Origin of the sequence: Bradyrhizobium sp. BR2003, from assembly GCF_009720285.1 — a bacterium.
Lineage (GTDB): Bacteria > Pseudomonadota > Alphaproteobacteria > Rhizobiales > Xanthobacteraceae > Bradyrhizobium > Bradyrhizobium elkanii.
Map to the genome: position 1 here is coordinate 50,997 of NZ_SMYJ01000031.1, position 20,151 is coordinate 71,147.

General features: G+C 59.3%; 15 protein-coding genes. 4 read left to right on the top strand and 11 right to left on the bottom strand.

Annotated features, from left to right (window positions below; genetic code table 11):
• Positions 1-20: 20 nt before the first annotated feature.
• From E2I15_RS26095 to E2I15_RS26120, 6 genes are all read right to left on the bottom strand, one after another.
• On the bottom strand, positions 21-2,342 hold the full coding sequence (locus tag E2I15_RS26095) for a N,N-dimethylformamidase beta subunit family domain-containing protein (RefSeq protein ID WP_137479213.1): 2,322 nt from the start codon (positions 2,340-2,342) through the stop codon (positions 21-23).
• 61 nt (positions 2,343-2,403) lie between these two features.
• Positions 2,404-4,053: a branched-chain amino acid ABC transporter permease gene (locus E2I15_RS26100; protein ID WP_137479214.1), complete on the bottom strand. Its 1,650-nt coding sequence runs from the start codon at positions 4,051-4,053 to the stop codon at positions 2,404-2,406.
• 3 nt (positions 4,054-4,056) lie between these two features.
• Entirely contained in the window at positions 4,057-4,938 is an 882-nt protein-coding gene (locus E2I15_RS26105) for a branched-chain amino acid ABC transporter permease (protein WP_137479215.1), read from the bottom strand.
• A gap of 3 nt (positions 4,939-4,941) precedes the next feature.
• A complete protein-coding gene (locus E2I15_RS26110; RefSeq protein WP_137479216.1) occupies positions 4,942-5,709 on the bottom strand; it encodes an ABC transporter ATP-binding protein in 768 nt (255 codons plus the stop codon).
• The gene (locus E2I15_RS26115; protein ID WP_137479217.1) at positions 5,706-6,482 is read right to left on the bottom strand and encodes an ABC transporter ATP-binding protein; all 777 of its coding nucleotides are present in this window, start codon (positions 6,480-6,482) and stop codon (positions 5,706-5,708) included. The genes E2I15_RS26110 and E2I15_RS26115 overlap by 4 nt, the downstream gene beginning before the upstream one ends.
• Positions 6,482-7,897 (bottom strand): ABC transporter substrate-binding protein, encoded by a 1,416-nt coding sequence (locus E2I15_RS26120; protein WP_246729441.1) that lies wholly within the window; start codon positions 7,895-7,897, stop codon positions 6,482-6,484. The genes E2I15_RS26115 and E2I15_RS26120 overlap by 1 nt, the downstream gene beginning before the upstream one ends.
• A gap of 512 nt (positions 7,898-8,409) precedes the next feature.
• Between E2I15_RS26120 and E2I15_RS26125 the strand changes: the two genes are divergently transcribed.
• A complete protein-coding gene (locus tag E2I15_RS26125; RefSeq protein WP_137479218.1) occupies positions 8,410-9,447 on the top strand; it encodes a helix-turn-helix transcriptional regulator in 1,038 nt (345 codons plus the stop codon).
• A gap of 17 nt (positions 9,448-9,464) precedes the next feature.
• Here the strand turns inward: E2I15_RS26125 and E2I15_RS26130 are convergent, their stop codons facing one another.
• The 4 genes from E2I15_RS26130 to E2I15_RS26145 all read right to left on the bottom strand — a co-directional run bounded on the left by E2I15_RS26130 (position 9,465) and on the right by E2I15_RS26145 (position 15,368).
• A complete protein-coding gene (locus E2I15_RS26130) occupies positions 9,465-10,622 on the bottom strand; it encodes an MFS transporter (RefSeq protein WP_196238943.1) in 1,158 nt (385 codons plus the stop codon).
• A gap of 67 nt (positions 10,623-10,689) precedes the next feature.
• Complete coding sequence (locus tag E2I15_RS26135) at positions 10,690-12,792, bottom strand: primary-amine oxidase (RefSeq protein WP_246729443.1); 2,103 nt, start codon at positions 12,790-12,792, stop codon at positions 10,690-10,692.
• Positions 12,793-13,320: 528 nt separating this feature from the next.
• Entirely contained in the window at positions 13,321-14,070 is a 750-nt protein-coding gene (locus tag E2I15_RS26140; protein WP_137479221.1) for a DUF2971 domain-containing protein, read from the bottom strand.
• A gap of 80 nt (positions 14,071-14,150) precedes the next feature.
• The gene (locus E2I15_RS26145; protein WP_137479222.1) at positions 14,151-15,368 is read right to left on the bottom strand and encodes a restriction endonuclease; all 1,218 of its coding nucleotides are present in this window, start codon (positions 15,366-15,368) and stop codon (positions 14,151-14,153) included.
• Positions 15,369-15,746: 378 nt separating this feature from the next.
• Between E2I15_RS26145 and E2I15_RS26150 the strand changes: the two genes are divergently transcribed.
• Positions 15,747-17,177: a DUF8370 family protein gene (locus tag E2I15_RS26150; protein ID WP_137479223.1), complete on the top strand. Its 1,431-nt coding sequence runs from the start codon at positions 15,747-15,749 to the stop codon at positions 17,175-17,177.
• 209 nt (positions 17,178-17,386) lie between these two features.
• Here the strand turns inward: E2I15_RS26150 and E2I15_RS26155 are convergent, their stop codons facing one another.
• Positions 17,387-18,166 (bottom strand): hypothetical protein, encoded by a 780-nt coding sequence (locus tag E2I15_RS26155; RefSeq protein WP_137479224.1) that lies wholly within the window; start codon positions 18,164-18,166, stop codon positions 17,387-17,389.
• Positions 18,167-18,505: 339 nt separating this feature from the next.
• Between E2I15_RS26155 and ligD the strand changes: the two genes are divergently transcribed.
• Together ligD and E2I15_RS26165 are read left to right on the top strand one after the other, a co-directional pair.
• Positions 18,506-19,429: a non-homologous end-joining DNA ligase gene (gene ligD, locus E2I15_RS26160; RefSeq protein ID WP_137479225.1), complete on the top strand. Its 924-nt coding sequence runs from the start codon at positions 18,506-18,508 to the stop codon at positions 19,427-19,429.
• A 162-nt stretch (positions 19,430-19,591) separates the two neighbouring features.
• A complete protein-coding gene (locus E2I15_RS26165) occupies positions 19,592-20,134 on the top strand; it encodes a hypothetical protein (RefSeq protein ID WP_137479226.1) in 543 nt (180 codons plus the stop codon).
• The last annotated feature ends 17 nt before the right edge of the window (positions 20,135-20,151 follow it).

The window sequence follows — 20,151 nt, forward strand, 5'->3', positions numbered from 1 at the left end:
GAGCTTCCCTAACGGATCCATCAGGCCCACTGCTTTTCCTCGTTGACCCAGGCGAACCCGGGCAACCTGCCGGCCCCGGCAAATGCCTCCACGACATTCGCCAGCACGCGGGATGCGCTGTTCCTGAAATTGTTGACCGGCAGCGATTGCGCGAACGCGACCGAGCCGCACGCAAACACGGCGCCGCCATGGGGAGCGGTGAAGTAGGTCATGTCGGCATGAACCCGCCAGTCATATGACCCATAGAGACCAAGGTAGGAATAGAGAACGAGCTGCTGGTTCACGACATAGCTGTCAGTGTGGCCGCCCGACGATGCGATGACCCTGGTGTGCGGAGGAGTGCCCAGAGCGCGGTCGTAATAGTCGAGCGCCAGTCCCGCGGCGCCGTCATTGGCAAGACCGGCGTCACCGATGATCTCGCCATCGACGCCCTTGGTGATCCAGGACACGGTGCGGTGATAGCTGTCCGGCATCCGCCGGTATCGTTCGCTTCGTCCACCGCCCGAGCTGCTCAGGCCGACGCCAACCAGCTTCTGGGTCGCCCGTCCGAGCACCTTCCAGGGACCACCACGCATTCCGTCGGTTGCCATGTAGTGCTCGCCGTAGCGGGACACCCATGGCTTGTACCCATCATCGCGACGCCGACACTCCACGATCCATGGCTCGCCGTCGCGGATTCCGGCCGAGGCGTTGAATCCGTTGCCGCCAGCATAGATGTAGCGGCCGCCGGCCGCGATGTAATCCTCGGTCGCATCCAGCATTCGCTCGGTGTAATACTCCGGGCGCGAGCCGGTGATAACGCAGGCGTACGGCGACAGCGCCTCCGACCCATCGCGATGCAGGTCCTCGTCGGTCAGGATCTCGTACTCGAAGTCGCTCTGGTCGAGCCATGCGATGATGGATAGGTCCGCAGCCAATCCCGAAGCCACATCGAGGCTCGGCATCCTGTATTTCGGCCGCATGTTCATGATCGGACGGTGATAGGAGCTGTAGCACACGCCGCTGCCGTCGGCGTGCATGTCGTAAGTCGACAATCCGAAATCGGCTCGTAGATACATTTCGATGTCGATGTCGGACAGCACAGCCGGCTGACCCGCCAAAGCCTCACGCTCCGGGTGATCGAAGCTCAGGCGCTCGTTCGCAAAGGCAAGATAGGTGAGCGTCGGAAACAGGAATGCAATACGCGCCCGCGGCCTTTCCGGCCGCACGAAGAAGACGACATGCTCCTCGCTCACGCTGTTTCCCCAGCCGGATCGCAGCCTCATGGCATAACAGCCACTCTTGAGACCGCGCGGCAGGGTAACGATCTTGGTCGCCTTCCAGTTGCAGTCCGTCAGCGCGTCGGCATGAAACTCGATCCCGCCGAACTCGTGCGGAGCCAGGCGGAAGCAGTCGGTGAAGCCGTCCCAGTTCCAGCCGGTCTGGCCGCGGACGGGCCGGTTGTATCCTCGGGCATTCAGCTTGTGCCGACCAACGTCGACCACGAGATCACCGATGCCGCGGTCGGTATATCCAGCGCTCGTATCCCAGTACGCGACCAGGCTGTCCATCGCGGGCACGAGCCCGCTCCCGATCGTGTCGAGCTCGGCCCGCTGTAGAGCCTGGTCAAATGCGCCACACCGGTCGATCTTGCCCCAATAGAGCTCCGACACGCACGCCCGCTGTTGCGCGTCGCGGCCACGCGACCCTGCCATCAAGAACGGAGTTGAGGCCAGGTTGCCCGGCCTGCTCCGGAAGATCGCAGAGGTGCGGGATTCGTAATCCACCAGCGCGACCTTGCCCAACAGGCCGTTGTACCTGTTGCCGACGCCGACCTGATGCAAGGTCGCACACCGGGTCTCGGCATCGAAGGTCGCGGCCACGAAATACCACATCTGCACCTGCAGCGGCACGTTGGCGGTCAGGCGCTCGGTCTCGTCGCCGCGTCCGACCCAAAACCGCAGATAGCCCTTCTCGTCGATGCCGATCCCGTAGCCCTGCTTTCGATCGCCGTCCCATCGGCCGATGATCGTTTGCCGTTTGCCGGACGCGGGCCAAGTCGGGTGGATGAAAGCGAACAGGGTGAAGCTGCTTGCGAACCCCAGCCGGCCATCGGGATCATCGACCTCGAGGAACGATCCCACCTGGGTGAATTGCGGTTCGACCCGCCACCTGCCGTTTGCGGTGCACGCCACCTCTTCCTCGACGAAGCCGGGCCCTGCCGGGTTCTGATCGCCGTGGATCAGGCGCACCAATTGCGCCTCAGCCGTATCCGTCCCCTCGGCGCTGACGTGAAACTGAATGGTCTCGCCCGGCTTGACCGAGATCCTGTCCGTGTATCCAAAAAGTCTGACCGGTGTCACCACCAACTCCCTCGTTCACGAGCACAATGTCCGGCGCAGCTCGGACACGCTTCGTCCGTGATCAGGACTCCAGCAGATCCTGCACGCGCCGCATGAAGACGCCGTGGCAGGCCTCATCCGGCGTTGCGTAGATCCTGTCCTCGACCACACGCGGCGCCACGCCGCGATGTCCGGATAGAGCGACGATGCGATAGCCTTCGAAGCGTTCCACTGCCATGATGGCGTACTTCTCCACCTGAGGACGGGTGCGGAAGTAGATCAGCAACCGTTCGAGCGCCTCACTGTGCTGCCCGTTGAGGGAGTGGCGATGCTCCTCGATGATCTCCGGCGACACCAGCGTCTTGAGATGGTCGCGGGTCATCTTGTCGTGGCGCCGCTGGTAAATGACGCTCTTGTCGTCGGTCTCGGTCGCCTCCTCGGGCAGCATCTCGCCGCCCTTCTCCGCCCGCGTCGATCGCCGCTCGCTCTTCTTCTTGTCGCGCCAGGCGCGGAACTGCGCCTTGATGCCGAACAGCCCGTTGCGCAGGTAGAGCACGACCAGGAGCATGATGAGCCCGATGATCATAAAGCGAGCCGGTCCCCACGTATTCAGCACCTGGTCGAAGAACACGACGATGAGCGTGCCGAGCACCGCGCCTTCCGCACGTCCAACGCCGCCGATCACCAGCATGGCGAGCCCGAGCAGCACGGTATCGAAGTTGAAGATCGAGAAGGCTACGCCGCCGAAATTCGAGGTGTAGAATCCACCGATGAAGCCCAGCGCCGCCGACGAGATGAGGAACACCCTGACGCGCGCCTGACGAAAGTTAACCCCCGTCGCCTCGGCGAAGGCCTCGCGCTTTTCGGGCGCCATGCGAAGGATTCGTCCGAGACGGCGGCCGTTGACGAACCGGTAGAGCAGCAAAGCCAGCAGCGTCAGGCCGAAGCAGGCGTAGTACGCCAGGAGCAGTTGCCCCAATTGCGACCAGTCCTCCGGGATATAGGTTCTGGCGCCGTACAGGCCGCCATTCGCCGACCCGAACTCCTTTGACGTCACGAAGTAGACCCGGCAGAGCTCGTTGAGCCCAAGGGTGAGAAGCGCATAGTAAAATCCGTCGAGCCGCGTCGCAGGCAGCGCAATGATCCCGCCGAAAACGAGCCCCACCAGCGCGCCGATCGGCGGCAACAACCACCAGGGCAATGCGAACTTGACCGCCAGCAATGCCGTGACGAACGCGGCCGTCCCGACGACGGCATAGGTCGCGAGCGAGAAGACGCCCGCAGTGCCCATGATCAGCATCCAGCACAGACTGATGGCGGAATAGATGCCGAAGGTGGCTCCCGCCGTCAGCAGCGTGTTCTGCAGATCGCCGGGCGTGAACAGAGGAGCGATCGCCAGCGCAAGAAGCCCCAACATCCACCAGATCGGTCGCTTGTCGACGATCGTCTTCTCCGCGCGCAAGGTCTTGGGATTGTACTCCCCGCGCAGGCGGAGCACGCGGCGGCGCGTCGGCCAGTAGCGAAGACGATTCCACATCGTTCCACTGTGACCTGGCCATTTGTAGTAGTAGCGCAGACGGCCGACGGGATTCAGCTTCGTCGCCGATTGACGAGTTCTTTCCCAGACCTCCTGATGGCTGTGGAACGGAATCGTCGGGAGCTCTTCGACATCGCGCTTACCGCCCCAGACGAAGAGGGGATTGCGCCATTTGTGATCGCCAGCAATGGACATGGATCAGGCCTCCCTTGCCTTGTCGAGCAGCCCGGCGATGCCGCGCGGGCGGATCAATAGGATGGCGATGATCACGACAAACTGGGTAATGAGAACGTAGCGTCCGCCGATCGATATGCCCGTCAGCGCCTCGTTGAGGCCGAGCACGATCGCGGCGATGACGGCGCCGCGTACGCTGCCGAGCCCGCCGCAAAGCGCAATGCTGACGCCCTTGATCATCGGCATCAATCCGCCGAACGGCGAGATATAATAGGTCTGGGAGAGGAGAACGGCCGCGAGGCCTGCCAACCCGCCCGTGATGCCCATGACGTAGAACGAGGTTCGCCGAACGCCGATGCCGACGATCGATGCCGCGTGCGGGTTCATCATCATGGCACGGATCTCTAGGCCACGGCGGCTCGACTGCATCCACCTTAGAACGATCGCCAATATCAGAACGGATGTCACCACGTTCCCGACCTTGTCCGCCGTGAAGACCACACCCGGCAAGGACATCGACCAGTTGCCGAAGATATCCGGCAGGCTCTTCGATCGCGGGCCGAACCACCAGAGCAGGAATTGCGTGCCGATCAGATTGATCGCGAGCGTCGCAATCAGACCCCGAATGGTGAAGTTGGGCTTGTCGTGAATCGGTATGAACCCGATCGCACAGATGATCACTCCCCCGAGCGCGCCTGCGAAGATACCCGCGGCCAGGACGGCAGGCCCCGATGTGGAGACATGCTGGGCAAACAGCCAGGCGCCATAGCCCGCGAGTGCGAATACAAAGCCGTAGGCGAGGTTGAGCAGACCGAGGCTCGACCACGTGATCGAAATTCCGATTGCAAGCGTGCCGTAAATGCACGCAAGGACGATGGTGTTGCTGACGATGAACCAGATATCCACGTTCTACGCCTTTCGAAAAACGTTCAACGCAAGGGCCGCCGAGGCTTCTCCCTTAAGCTTGCCGACATGCATGCCGATGACGCGATCGACCCGTCCCTCGAGCAGCGCAACGTTCTGCTCCGCAATGATCATCGCGGCATTCCCGAGCTCGACGGCCATCAATGCATTGATCACGCTCTTGCCGATCTTTGGCGCCAGCCCGAGCGATGGCTCGTCGACGAGGAAGAGCGACGCATCCGTCATCAGGCCGCGGCCGATCGACACCATGCGCCGTTCGCCGCCCGACAGGCGCCCCACGGGTACGCCCATCAGCTTCCGCAACGGTGGAAAGATCTCCAGGATGCGGAGCTTGCGCGCGGCGCGATCGCGCCAGGCCGCCGCGGTGTAGGCCCCGGAATCGAGATGCTCCTCGACGGTCAGGCCATGGAAGATTTCGTCGCCCTGCGGAATCAACGCCAATCCCGCGCGCACGATCTCGTGGGTGTAGCGCCCCGGCCCCTGGCTTCGCGTGCGACCGACCTCCCTTCCGTTCAGCTTGATCGAGCCGCGCTGCCAGCCCGTAAGCCCGGCGATTGCATAGAACAGGGTCGACTTGCCGTGGCCATTCAGGCCGACGATGCCGATCCGCTCCCTACACTGAACGACGAGATCGAGATCGTGGATGACGCGAACCGGCCCATAGCCCGCGGACAGTCCCTTGACGTTGAGGATCTCGCGCTGCGGCTGACGCGCCGGAGCGCCCGGCAAATGGTTGCTCACGGAGATATTCATGCATCGGCCTCTTCGCTGAACTCCTCGAAGTAGGCCGCGTGGACTTTTGGATCCGCCATGACGTCTTCCATCAGCCCCTCGGAAATGACCTCCCCGGCATCCATCACCAGAATGCGGTCGGCGATCGTCCCGAGAAGCTCGATGCGGTGCTCGACGATGAGAATCGCGACGTTCATTTCCTTGGCTAGGATCCGCAGGAGCGTATCGATCTCGTCGACCTCCGAATTGATTAGGCCGGCCGCCGGCTCATCCAGCAGCAGCAACGAGGGCCGGCGCATCAGCAGGCAGGCCAGCAGCAATTTGCGCCGGTTGAAGGTCTCGAGCTGCGTCGCCGGCGTGTCGTCACTGATCTTGAGACCGACCAGGTCGGCCCCGTATTCGGCATCGAACCTGGTGAGAAACGGACGATGCGCCTGACGCGCCGCCTTGAACGTCTCACCGACGGTCAACTCGTCAGGGACCACCGGCGTCTGGAACGTGCGGCCGATCCCGAGGCGCGAGCGGGAATACAACGGCAAGCCCGTTACATTCTCGCCCTTGAACCACACTGAGCCACTCTTTGGCGGCATCCGGCCGGAGAGGATTTCAAACAGGCTGGTCTTGCCCGCACCGTTCGGCCCGATGATGCCCAGCACTTCCCCCGCCTCGACCTGCAAGTTGATGTTGCGCAGGATCTCGCGACCGCCGAGATCGAGCGAGATGCCGTTGCAGGAGAACAGGACGGGCTTTCCGGCCTGTTCAGCCGCACCGTTTCGGGAGATTTGTCTGAGCATCAGCTCCACCACGGCGCAGAGATCAGCTTCGTTTCCGAGACCGGACCGGGATAGACGATCTTGTGCTCGCCACCCTGGATCTGGACATAGAGCTGCGCGACGCCGGCCTCGAGCTTGCCCGCCTGCAGCTCGTCGCCGCCATTGTCCGGGAAATGGCGCGCTTCCTGATATGGGTTGCCCATATCGACGTAGCCGCAGACACCGCGCTGTGGGTTGGCCCGGATCCAGTCGCAGACCTCCTTGAACTTCCGGGGATCGCCGACCGCTTCCCAGGCCTTCTTGAGGTAGTAGGTCTGATCGTAGGCAATGCCGGTATAGGCGAGCCCGGCAATGCCGGGGAAACGCTTCTTGTACTTCTGCCTGTACGCGAGCCCCCTCTCGTCACCATAGATGCCCATGGTGGTGCCCCAGACGAAGCCGTTCGCCGCCGAACCGGCAAGCTCAAGGAATTCCGGCTGCGAGGGGCCGTATTGGAGATACACGAGTGAATTGCGCACCGGACTTGCCACAAACTGCTTGCAGAACGCGGCGTATTCAGCGGCCACCCAATGGTCCACCATGATCGCGGCGGCATCGACCTCCTTCATCTCGCGAATGACCGGTGCCCAGTCCTGCACGGGATACTGGATATCCGTGATGCGGGCGACTTCGAACTTACCGCGCCGCTTGATTGCTTCCTGGGCCGCCCGCGATATCGTTTGGCAGTAACCGATCTGCTCCTGAATAATATGAACCTTGCGGTTCTTCGGCTTCCAGACGCCCCCCTGCTCCTGGTCTTCAAGCCAAAGCGCATAGCTCCATCCGTAGTTCACCTCGGACGGACAAAACTGGAAAATGTGGCCGTATTTGTCCGGTTGCTCCTTGACGGCAGATGTGCCGGCGCGTTGCGCGTTGCCGTTGATGTAGGGACATTTGTACTTCACCGTCGCGTCCATCGCAGGCAGCGGGACGAGCGTGAAGGCAAAGGAGATCGCATCGACCTTGGCATCCACGCAGGCGGCCAGCGCCTGCTTGGAGGATTCCGGCGAGAGGACGTTCATGTCCGTCGTGAACAGCTTCAGCGGTCTGCCGAGGATGCCGCCTGCGGCATTGATCTCCTCCATCGCGAGCGTCGTCCCGTTCAGAAAGTCCTGATGATCTGCGACACCCGCTGCTGCCGTCTGGCAGTAGGGAACGCCGAGAACGATCGGCTGGGCGGCGAGCGCCGTCCGTCCAACGAACGGTGCGGCCACGGCGGCGCCGATGCCCGCGGTCACTGAACGCCTGGTGAGTTTGGAAACCATCCGAGCAACCTCTCCTGCAGTCGTGCGCGGGTCCTCGGCATCGCGACCGAGACCGAGCCGGATTTCTGTTGGGGCTAGGACGATGCTGTCGGGCACCGTCGGGTGATCAGCGGCCTCGATCCGTATCCCCATGGACTGACATGGTGGTTTCGGCCGAACCGCATGGATCAGAGCCTCGGTTTTCTGCCGATTTTCAGCAATACGTCAGCTGACCGATTTTGAAGGCTGATCCTGTGAGCCCTGGTGTGATCCAGGCCGACGCTGCGCGTGCGAACAGGGTTCAGGGTGACGACTTGGGCAGCAAGCCACGCCCAGATTTTCATCAGTCGACAGCGTTGAAGGTCCTCTTGCGTCAGAATTGCTGGCCCTGAACGAGGTGAAGTGTAACACTGTTTTGACTAAAGGACTAACCGCCTCTAACATGCAATTTGCAGCTTTCAGCTCGGTGTCTCGGCTCGATCGGGCCGGTCGAGATCAGCAGAGCGAGTGGCCACAATGTCATGTGGCAGCTCGCATTGGTTGGCGCGGTCCTTGCTCTGAGGACGCGAAGCACTACGCAGTGCCGCCGGTCGGATCATTAGCGGCCAAGAAGAAGATTCGATCACGAACCGTTGGCAAGATCTTTCACGAGCTGGAGGCTCACAGTGAAATTGGCAGCGATCGACCATGCGATGTCAGCAACGGTACGGCTCGACACGCCGGCGGCAACCCTGAATGATCAGATCATCGATCAAGCGACCCAGATCACCCGTCTGTTACGCGAGTTCGTGCGGAGCGAGGCAATCGCTCTGGTGGCGATGGACCCGATATCCCGAACCCACGGCTCTCTGGCCCACGACGGATATACGGACAGAACGATGGCCTACGTGCTCAACGGCTTCCCTGCCGCCTGCCCGGCTTACGCCATCGCGCGCGAGAAGGACACGCACTCGCTGCGCTGGCGAGACTACAGGCGTGACTGGAATCTCCATCTGCCGGATACATTCACCGCCCAGGAATACCTGATGCCGGATGGATTCAGCGAAGGTTCGACGATGTGCCTGCGCGTCGCGGATGGCCGCTACGTTGGGGCCATCCATATGAGCTGGTCCCGGGAGGCGCACGCCACCGACGAGCGTCGCGAGATGACGGAGCGCTTCCGTCCGATCTTGCTCAACATCTGCGATCAACTCAGGGCACCACAGCTTCTGGCCGATGAACTGGCGCCTGGCTCATACGCCCTCGCCGTCTCGCCGAACGGTTTCGCATTCCACCTGCCCAACCGCAGTCCGGGGCCGCATCTAGGCGAAGGCGGAGAGCTTCGCCGGCTCGTGTTGGAAAAGGCAAAATCCTCGAAGCCGCAACGTTTCATCTGGCCCGACGGGGCCGGCCGCTGCCATCAGGTCACGATCACGCCCTGCCGGGGAAACATCCTCCTGATCACGGAGGAATGCATTCGCTGGCCGTACAATCTCTCGCTTCGCGAGATTCAAATCCTGCACCTCGTGACCAGCGGCGCTTCAAATCCCAACATCGCCGAGCAGCTCTTCGTGTCGCCCCGTACGGTCTCCACGCATATCGAACACATCCTCGCCAAGATGAGCTGCGACTCCCGCACAAGGCTCGCCGCCTTGGCGGTCTCCGAAGGGCTGCTGCTGGCGGAGAACCCATCGCGGCGGTCCCGCAAACTCGGAGGCGATTGACCGCTTCCGTGATCGCATCAGCCGGATAGCCCCTCTCGCGCGGAAACTCCCTTCAGCAGTATCGCGAGCCCGGCCGCCACGAGGCAGGCGAGGCCGACGCATGCAAAGCCGACCGCGTAGACTGCGAGGCCGAGGGCTCCGACGCCGGCGGAAGCGACAGTGGCTCCCGCCACGTGCGCTGCCATCATCCAGCCCATCGCGGTGCCGATGCCGCGACTGCCGAGATTTGCGGACATCAACCTCACGAGCGCAGGAAACGTCAGCGCCGCATCGAGGCCATAGAGCGCGCCGAATCGCGCCAGCTCGACAAGGCTGAGACCGGTGAACGGCAGCCAAAGCAGGACGAACGCGCGGACGACAAAGTAGACGGCCAGCAGCATTCGTGCGGGATAACGGTCCGCGAGATACCCGCTCGCCACACTTCCGATCGCGCCACCGAGCAAGACGATGGCCACCACGTCGGCGCTCGACGAAAGGCTAAGACCCGCGCTCATGCAGAGGACACCGATCTGGCCGTCGATCAAGCCGGATGTCGATGCGCCGCAGATGCAGAAGATCGCAGCCAGCGCCCAGAACCGCCAGCTCCTCCCCTCCGAAGGCGCGTGCCCGATGGATGCTGACCGATGCGGTTCGGCTTCCTGCCTGGATGCGGGGACAAGCAGGAATGCCGCGAAGGCCGTTGCCAGTACGACGATTGCGGCGGCATGGAAGGCGGTGCGCCACTCGGGCGCCTCCACCGCACGGGATGCGAGCAGCAGCCCCGCTATCGATCCCAGGATCTGCATCGACATCACGAGGCCAAAGCGCGTAGCGCAATGCGCCGCGTTTCCACGACTGCCGACCATGGCGCCCAGAATGGAAGCGCCCAAGGCTCCGCTGAAGCCGACGCCAACTCCCCAGGCGAGGGCAAGATGCCAGGGCGATGTCGCCCGCGTCGTCGACGCAAGCGATATCGCGAGGAGAACCAGGCTCGTGAACAGCGGTGATCGAACACCCCATCGCACGAGGCCATGCGCCGCAAGCGGCGACGCGAATGCGGAGACGGCAATGCCGAGCGTGATCGGCCAGACCACGTCGGAGGTTTGCCAACCCAGATCCTGCTGGACCGGGATGGCAAGCAGCGCAGGAAGAACACGCGCGGCCGAACTCACAAGGATCGCAAGAGCGACGGCCACCGAGGCCCCCGACGCTGCGCACGCCTCCCGTCCTAAGAGCAGGAGCCGTGCGGCGGCGAACGGTGCCCTATTCGGCGGGCTGCGCATGACAGCTTGCGGCATTCCTGTCGGGTGCCAGGTCGATGCCGGGATTGCGATCGAAGAAGCCGCTCGGCATCATCTTGAAGCCGGTGAAGATGCAGGGCTGAACCGGAAAGTCCTCGGGACGGACTTGGTGGTGAAGGCCGAAGACGTGCCAGAGCACGATATCGGTGTTCTCGATGCTCCGGTTGTTTCTGACGAAATCAGAGACGCCTCCCGTTCCATCCGAGTGGTTCATGTGTTCGCCAGCCGGATAGCGCTCCTCGGGATCGAAGGCGGTGACCCAGAGCTGGTTCTTGATGAAGCTCGACCGCCTGCCCGACGGCGACTCGGGATGAATGAACGGCGTCACCGGATGACTTGCCTCGAGCTTGTAGCCCGTCGGAGTGCCGACCCAATTCTTGCGGCCGGGATTGATGACCTTCCAGGCCCGATGGGTCGCCGGGTTCGCCTGGCGACAACCGCCCAGCTCGGTCTTCAGAACCGTCTCCTCCTCGTAGAAGCCGTTGCCATAGGCATTGTCCGGCCCCCACGGATCGGCATGTGTATTGAGCTCGACGACGCTGTTCTCATCGCCGTCGACGTTCATGTCCAACCGCGCGCAGAAGATGTGCTGGTGAATGTGCCCCACGACACCGGGCGCGACTTCCTTGCCGTATTTGCCCGGCCGTCCCGGATGACACGCGGCAGTGTTGATGATGCCGGTTGCCTTGAGCTCGAACTGGATTGAGCCATCGGTGTGGAAGTACCAGAAAAGGCCGTATTCATAGTTGGCGACTGTCGCGATGCATGAGATGATCAGCCTGCGGGCACGACGCGACTCGACATTGTTGGACCGGAAGTCCCAATGCTTCCAAAGCAGGCCTGCATCCTCCTCATGAATGCAGATCGCATTCTGGATCGTGACCACGTTGCCATCCATCGTGGCAAGGTGCGCGTCGAGATAGGAGATGGCGCCGAGGCAATCGCAGCCGAGCTTGAGTGAATTGGCCAGCTTGCCGATCCCGTATTCGCCGATGTCGAAGACGTTCTTTCGGAAATGACCTTTGTCGGTGGTACCATATGGCACGACCATTTCCACCAGCGACACACGGTGCGCGATCGGTCGTCCGTCATAGCTGATGTCATGCAGGGTCAGGCCTTCGCGGGAATTGAAGCCGACGAGCACGGACCAGCGATCCCACTCAAGCCGATGTCCGTCGAGCCTGAAGGACACGCCCTCAGGCTGAACGATGTCGAGAGGCTTGTAGGGAGTTCGAGGGTTTGTGATGAACTCCGCCTCATAGTTCACCTCCGCTTTGGGAATCGGGATGATCTCGTGGTCGTCGACGCGAATGATCTCGTAAGTCTTGATGTCGACAACGGCGTTCAGGCCGCCGATCGGATGGGCATAGAGATTGTCATTCTCCCGCAGACGCAGCCAGGCGAAGACGTGCGCAAGATAGCGGCCGTCCTCCCCCGGAACGCCGAAATTGCCCGCCGACCACGGGTCGATGCAGACAAGCGACATGTCCTCGATGCCGCGCTTTCGGCAGGCGGCAATGAACTCGGGAGCCGCGCGAACCGCATCCTCGATCGCAGTGAATTGCTCGAGCTGGATCATCGGCTTGGCGTCCGGCCGATGTTTCCACGTGAGAACAACCCCCTCCGTCAGTGAGACCGTCAGACGCCAGATGCCATTCTCTCTTACCTTGAAGAGATTGACGCGCGCCGCCCTGAGAATCGGCTCGCCGGGCTTGTAGCGGCGCACCGTTGATTTTTCAGGCTCCAGAAGCTCGATGGTTTCGAAGAGAAAGTCGGCGCCAAACAACGGATGGTCGCGGACGATCCGGACAACGGCGCCGATCTCGGCCGCCGTTAGAGGGTCGAGCGGATGCTTCACGATATCCGCGCTGCCCGTCACCGGGGCACATGTGCAGGACGACGAGGCAACGACGGTATCCATGAGCAACTTCCTTGCGTGCCGATTGGTGCAGACGAGCGTAGCGACGAGCGAGTCCGCGCTCCGGCATCCAACCTGATTGATATCCTTGCGGGAATCGGCGGGGTACGAGGGCCGTCCTGAATTCCGATTCAGATCCCATTCCAATGGATGATTTCGTATCGGATGAACCGCTATCCCCGCAGTCCGTTTGCAGACGAGGCAAGTCTCCTCTGCGCACCGCTGTTCGACAATACGTCAACTGACCGATTTTCCGGGATGCGAGCACCGACGCGATGCTGAAGACCTCCGACGGTGGATGTAACGACCGAGTTGCTTGAGGCCGAGCACGGGCGAAAACGCTCGACCGGCGGTTGCTTATCGGAAGCAATTCGGCACCCCGGGGCTCCCGTACGCATCCAATAGGAATACCGAATCGTAGGAAATCGTATTTTGGCGTGCAATCGTAGTATTGGTAGCGGGGGAGCGCTACCCACGTTCCCCCCGACCGCTTTCGGCCGAGTTCAGCGTGTCCGTGGCCTAGCCAAGGCGCTAATGGTCTCTTCTCCCCTTGTGGGAGAGGGGAAGCCTATTTAATCAATTGAAATTGCTATAGAATCATAAATCGTGTCCCTTGCGCTGCATCATCTCGCGCGGTCAAACTCAGCCAGCCAGACGCAAGGAACCGTTCCCGTTTTAACGTCGCGGCGGCACGGTGGGTTCATCCGGGACTACACTAAAGAATTTATCCGCGAGGCGCGATTTAAACGTCGTGACGTCGCTGTGCAGTGAGTTCACCTTTGCGCGCAAGGCGACAACATCTTCGCTGCACAGTGGACCGGCGATCACTTCTCTCAGACGAACTTCGCTTCCGAATTTCTCGAAGAAGAGTTCACGGTCTATTCCCGTCGGCAATTTCACTATCTCACGCTCAGCACTAGCGAACTCAACAATAATGCGTTGTTCCCGCTCATATGCCCAACTGGCGTACTTCGTTCCGAGAAATTGATCGACGAGATCAGGTGCAACAGCAGAAGGAAAAACAACACGCTGAGGCTGATATCGGACAGGCAATAGATGCCTCTCCGAAACGTCAAATCCGAGCGCGATCCCCTGATGCCTATCGCCGTAATGGCTCCACAGGGTCGGATCGAGCCAATCTTTGCTGAAGCAAACTATTCCAAATCGCTTGGCGACATCATCGACAAAATCCTTGAGCCGCAACTGTTGCGCGGGATCACGCGAGAAAAAGACCGACAGCTCAAATGGATCGTTGGCGTCAGCGAAAGTGGCGACCTTCAGGCGGCTGTTTTCAACGTTGGCGATCGCATACCGTGCCTCGCAGAGATGATAGACGCGTAGGAAACCGTCCGGTGGTGGCGGCGCTGCTGACGCGCTGGCACAAGCGCTCGGATAACCTCGGTCAACCCACTCTGATCGGTACATTGGTTTTCTCATGCCTCGTTGGCTTCGCTAGGATCGCATTCTGCCATTCAATGCGGGCAACGCCTGCCAAAGCGACAAACTTAATCGGTTTCTGTCAGCGCAAATTCTGTGTGCAAAAGAGTCGTCACTAATTCTGGCGTATTGAAGCCGTTGTTGACAAGAATGTCGGCGATATCTCCTCCGCCGAAGAAGATGATCGGATGGCGGTCTTCGCGAACCTCTTCATAAGCTTGGCGCGCGATCACTGAGGTAGTCACTAGAACTCCGAACTGCCGATGGCGAATTCGAGAGATCAAGCGCGAGACCTCTCGAACTCCGACAGTATTCGGAGAACTCTCGTCGAATCCCGGCTGGTAACATTTAGCTTCGAGTGAGAACTCCGCGTACACTGGATCGCCGGAAAGGCCAAGGAGATAGCGACCAACGGCGTCGCGACCACCGTCGACGCTGCCTCGCGTGATTGCGTCGATAATCACTCGCGGATCATGCATCTGAAACACACGTGCGGCGAACGCCTCGAATGCAGTCGGCGCTTGCTCGAAATACTCGAAGACAACGCGCAAAATCTCAATCTTAGTCTCAGTATCGGGCCGCTGCTCTTCGATGCTCCTGATGATGGTGGTGCTTTCTGAAGCCAGAGCCTTTGCTCGGCCAGACCGCACCCAATCCAGCCAAGCGGCGGGTGCTGAGACGGCAGTGCTAGCACCAGGTCCGGCAGCCAGTTCACGCAGCCATGAGCGCGCGATTACAGGAGCGTCCAAGACTGTAAAGATCGAGCGGTAGTTCTGAAAGCGTTGCCCTTCGGTCGTCTTCCAAACCGCGACTAGATCGGCGGTCGACGGCAGGCCAGGAAAGCCGGGGACCGCCAACCCTTTGAACTGCACAGACCGGCTACTTGAGGGGGTCGGATATCTTTTGAAAATGAAGAACGGCGGCACCTTTGCCCGCATCGGTGGCGACGCGTGCAAAAATTCGAATGCACGCCGCAAGAGTTCGTTCCCACCGCGCGTGGTCTCGTGCAGTTGGTGTCCGGGCGTCTTGTTGTCGCCAAAGTAGATGAACTGCCCAGTGCTCAAGTCCAACGTATCGGGCCAGTCCTTGTCTTCTCCACTGGTGTAGAGGACAACGTACTTCTTATCCGGTCCTCGCCCGGCAGCTCGAAATCCGCCCTGGTTTCCCACTCCCTCAAGAATTTTTGAGATCGGATCGTCGGCTGCGTTTCCCTGTCGCCCACCCTCATAGATTGCATCGACGATCAGGTCCGATGATGACAAGACGCTTGAAGGAATGATGCGCACAAGGATATTCCGCTTCCACCAGACGAGCTTTGCTCAACAGCTTCACGATTTGTAGCTGCCTCAATCAACCGCAAAAACTACGGGGCGCAGCTCATTTGAGTACACACGACTAAGGTCTAGTGTCGTGGATTTAAGCTCTTTGTTGATATCCCGCTCTGGTTGCGCTTCTATCCTTTTTCAGTCGGGGTGGATGCGCATGCTTTGTGCCACGTTGGATGGCTGCCTAACGAGGAGCGAAACAGTTCAGCTCAAAACAATTCAACGCGCAAAGAAAGCGGTCTAGGGTGAACGTTTAGCCACCCACCCAAGTCCGCATAATCAACCGTTGGTTGTTTGCGTAGTATGCGTAATTTTAGCGGTGTTTGAAGGTCTATCTTTGTGGCGAAACTTTTTAAGCCGAGGCTATTCAGCCAGCAGTTCGGTATCAATCCTACTGTGCTACAGAAGGCGGGCTTGCTCGATCCGTTTCTGAACGCGGATACCAAGCTCTTCATCGATCCGCTGCTGCTTCGGCACAGCAGTAATCTGTTGATTAGCGGCAAGGGCCTTGCGACTTTCCGCAAGAGAATGAAAGACATAATCGATCTGTTGATCGCGACGCCAACCAATAGCGGGCCAGCGTGGACCTCAGCGCTCAAGCTCCTCGATCTCCACGAGCGACGGGAAACCTGTCTGGGCTATGGTGGAAAGGGGACCTCTGGTAGCAGCCGACCAGCAAGCCTCAAGGCCAAAATCCTCACAACCGCAAGAGAGATCGTAAACCTTGGGATGAAGAACCCTGAGATCATTGGATTGATGGGCATTCTCGAGGAAAAGGTTGGACCCGACACTATCAGTGACCTCACGACAAACTCTATCCTGCCGATCCTGGAAGAGATTACCCAGAAGTTCTGCAAAACCCACGGCATTCCCACCAAAAAATTCATCATTGAGCGAGTAGCGTATAATCTTCCCCAAAATCCACTCGATCCTCGGTACGCATTCGCATTGGTCCCCAAGGACATTCTCCGTGAACTGCCTGTAGCGACGGACTGGTCCGACATAGATCGGGTTGTTTCGCACAACGCAATGCTACGAGACGCGGTCAACAAGATGCTCGGTAACATCACGAAGGCCACCGTCACGGATAAAAAGCGGGCACTGAAGCAGGCTGCGTTGACGTCCACAAAGGGCTTCAAGCGCTTCTTCGACGATATGCTAAGCGAGCATTTTGAAAGCTACGACTTCTCGAAAGACAAGCGCGCAATCGAAGCGTTGCGGCAAGCAATTACCGAGACGTCGAGCAAATTCCCGTTGAAGATTGATGCTCCGACCGCAAAGAATACTGCCGAGTTGAAGCGTGTGGTCGACCTGATCGTTGCCCAGTTCAAACACTTGGTAGAGCATAATGATCTCTCACGCCTGCTTTGGGACGGCAACAAACCTCGAAGCGAAAAGTCGTCCCAACTCGTGTTCTTTGGCGTAGCAGACTCCTATTGCAAGGCGAACAACATAGATATCTCGCCGGAGGTAAATGCGGGCGGTGGCCCCGTCGACTTCAAATTTTCCTCTGGTTACGAAGGTCGCCTCCTGGTCGAGATAAAGCTGTCCACTGGTACCGTAGAGCATGGCTACAGGACGCAGCTCGGCGTCTATAAGACGGCAGCGGTTACCGATGAAGGGCTATTTCTAGTTATAAATGTTGGAAAGCTCGGCAAGAAAGGGCTGAAGATTTTGGCTGCCCAGAAAGCTCAGCGAAAGGCGGGGCACCGCGCTGCCGACATCGTCATCGTTGATGCAACGAAAAAGCCGTCAGCCAGCAAGCGCTGAAAAAGCTATGCCAATCGAGTTACGCATTCTAACGTTGTGCGAGGGGCTGCACAAAGGAAACGTTTACAGGCTTGGAGCGGAACGCGACACGGCCGTCCGACTGTGTTTGCTCGCGCTGCGGAGCTGCTGCTAATGCCGACTGTGATGGTTTTGTGTGGCGCCGCGACGCCGTCTATCGTCTATCCGCTGGGTGCCCACGTTGATGCAAATTAAGATTCGGGTTGCGGGGGCTCCAACGTGCGGCCCGAGATGTGCCGGCGAACTGCGCGCGCAAAATCGTAAAGACCATGTATTTCAAGCTGTGATGCAATTTCCGGTAGAATACGGCTCGCGCCAGAGGTTTTCAATGTAGAGACGATGATCTCTACGATTGCTTCTATTTGAGACTGAGAAAGATTTTCGCTCCCTGCTTGACGCAGTTGTTCAACCGCAAACTCCACATCGGGACGGGCGGCCAAGGCACGCGGATAGTCATTCTGTACCAGCTTCGGCCCCGCTTCAGGCGATGCGGTCGCTTCCTTTATCGCAACGGCCTCAATCGGGGTGATCTCGGCCTCAAGCGTCTCGCCGTTTGCTTTGATGTGCTTTACTTTCGCCCGGCTGCGCGTTTTTGCTGCTGTGTTAATAATGGCTTCCACAGACCGCTGCCCGCTTTGCTTTTTGCCTTTCTTGTATAGACGCTTTTTCCCTTCGTCAGTCTTTGCCTGACCGAACCATTTCTTAAGGTTTTCAGCGAACTTGTCGACCGTATTCACTGCAGCCATCACGGCAAGTGTTGACACGGCGGCCGTTTGAACATGGGGCAATGCGGCTAGGAGCGCGTCGGTCACCATAACCGTGATGGAGCCACTCTGGACGCGCGTAACGACGAGCGTGCCGCCGCCCGACGTTTCGCGGTAATCCCGAGCCAATGCCGCAAAGACCTCGGCGAGGTCTTCTGCAGCGGGCGACTCTTCGTAGTCGAATGTAAGTATAATTTCGTTTGCCATGGCCCCACCCTGTGACGAGCGTTTCCGCCTGCCTGCGGAAACGCTCAACTATTGATGTCATTGCTATAATCGTTATTGGCTCACTATGCAGGCCCCGGATAAAAATATCTCGCGTTTTACGTGGTTGAGTTCGCGGAGCGGGCGGCGGACCTACCAGTCAATTGGAGGCTGTTCCCCCTCGTATTGCGCGACATGAGCAACCGCTGCTTGATGAAAGGATCATCGGCACGATCCGCGTCAAAATAGACCGCGATTTGTTCAAATCATCGTCCAACATGGATCACCAGTAAAATTGCATTATACTGCGCGTCATTACCCTATGTTAGTTTTGAGTTATGTATGGTTAAGCATCCCCAAGGCATCGAGATGCCCGGCTTCATCAAGCCGCAACTCGCCACGCTCCGAGGCAAAGCGCCCAAGACCGGCTATCTCCACGAGATCAAATACGATGGTTATCGGGTTCAGCTTCACCTGAACCAAGGGAAAGCTAAGGCGTACACCCGCAACGGACTTGACTGGACCAAACGGTTCTCCGTCATCGTTAGGGCTTTCGACGTTCCCCGCCAGGCGATCATCGATGGCGAAGTCGTCGTTGTTCATGAAGGCCGAACCAATTTTAGCGAACTACAAACCGAACTTGCGAGAGGCAGTCAGGATCGCCTGCTGTACTACGCCTTCGATCTTTTATGGCTTGACGGGCAAGACCTGCGCAAGCTGCCGCAGATCGAACGCAAATCGATGTTGTGGGGTTTGTTCGACGCGAATGATCTCAAACCTCCGGTCGTATACAGTGAGCATCTTGAGGGCGATGGGCAGCAGTTATTCGAGCACGCGAGCAAGTTGAAATATGAAGGCATCGTCTCGAAGAAGGCCGATGCACCTTACCGCTCGAACCGCAATGAAGGCTGGCTGAAGGTCAAGACCGTTCAACGCGAGAAATTTCCGGTGATCGGGTTCGTAAAGGACCCGACAGGTGTGGCCGCGCTCTATCTCGGTAAGCAGGAAGGCAAGAAGCTGGTCTATATGGGCAAGGTCGGCACCGGCTGGTCTCGCACTGTCTCTAGCCAAATTCGCAAGCAGCTCGACCCAGTCGTCAGCCCAAAGTCGAAGCTGACCAAGCCTATCAGAAAGCCAAAGGCGACCTGGGTCGAGCCGAAGTTTTACGCGGATGTCGAGTACCGGGACATCACGTCTGAAGGACTGCTGCGAGCCAGTTCGTTTAAGGGTCTGTCTAAGTACCGGCCAAAACTCGCGTCGGAATAACGGCTTTGCGCATGCGGCGGCAGCGGCCACCCGTATTTCTACGGGTTCGGGTTGGCTACCCCTTGACCCACGCGCAAAGGTTGAGAAACACTGCAATCTTTACGCCTTGAGACTAGGCGGGTCTGTGATCCTCGCCACTAATTATTTGTTAGGACCAAAGCATTGCCAGCCTACTCCTCAAAAGCACAGCCATATTTGGATGCGATTGCAAACGGCGTCTTCTCCTCAGAGGATGTCAGAGATTGGCTGGTCAAGGGAACGTCAGCTGAGGCCGAATATCTGGGTTCGCACGTTCTTCTTGAAGAGCAACGCAAAGTTCGCTGGCAAATGCGCCCGACAAAGCAGCCATTTTGGGCGAACTATTGGTGCGGAAAAGACTCTCGCTGCACCTGCCGAATTGAAGGCAGCAAAGGTCTAGAGTCGGATGCAATATTCTTCTTCCGATCTCGTTCAGCCAAGGTCTTAGCAGTTCACGTCGAATTCAAACATGCATCCGAGGCGTTCAAGTACGGACAGCCCGAGGCATACCCGCTGCGCGCGGCGTGCTTTGCAAAGAAAACGCCGATGACGATAAACCCCCATCACGATTGGACGACCGTTCTATTCTGCGGGGAAGCCGCGCTAACGGACGAACGCATTTCCAATTTCCAGCGCGTCATTACGCACGACGAAGCTGCGGATGTAATCTCGGGGTACCCCCGGTAATCCTATTCGGAGGTGAG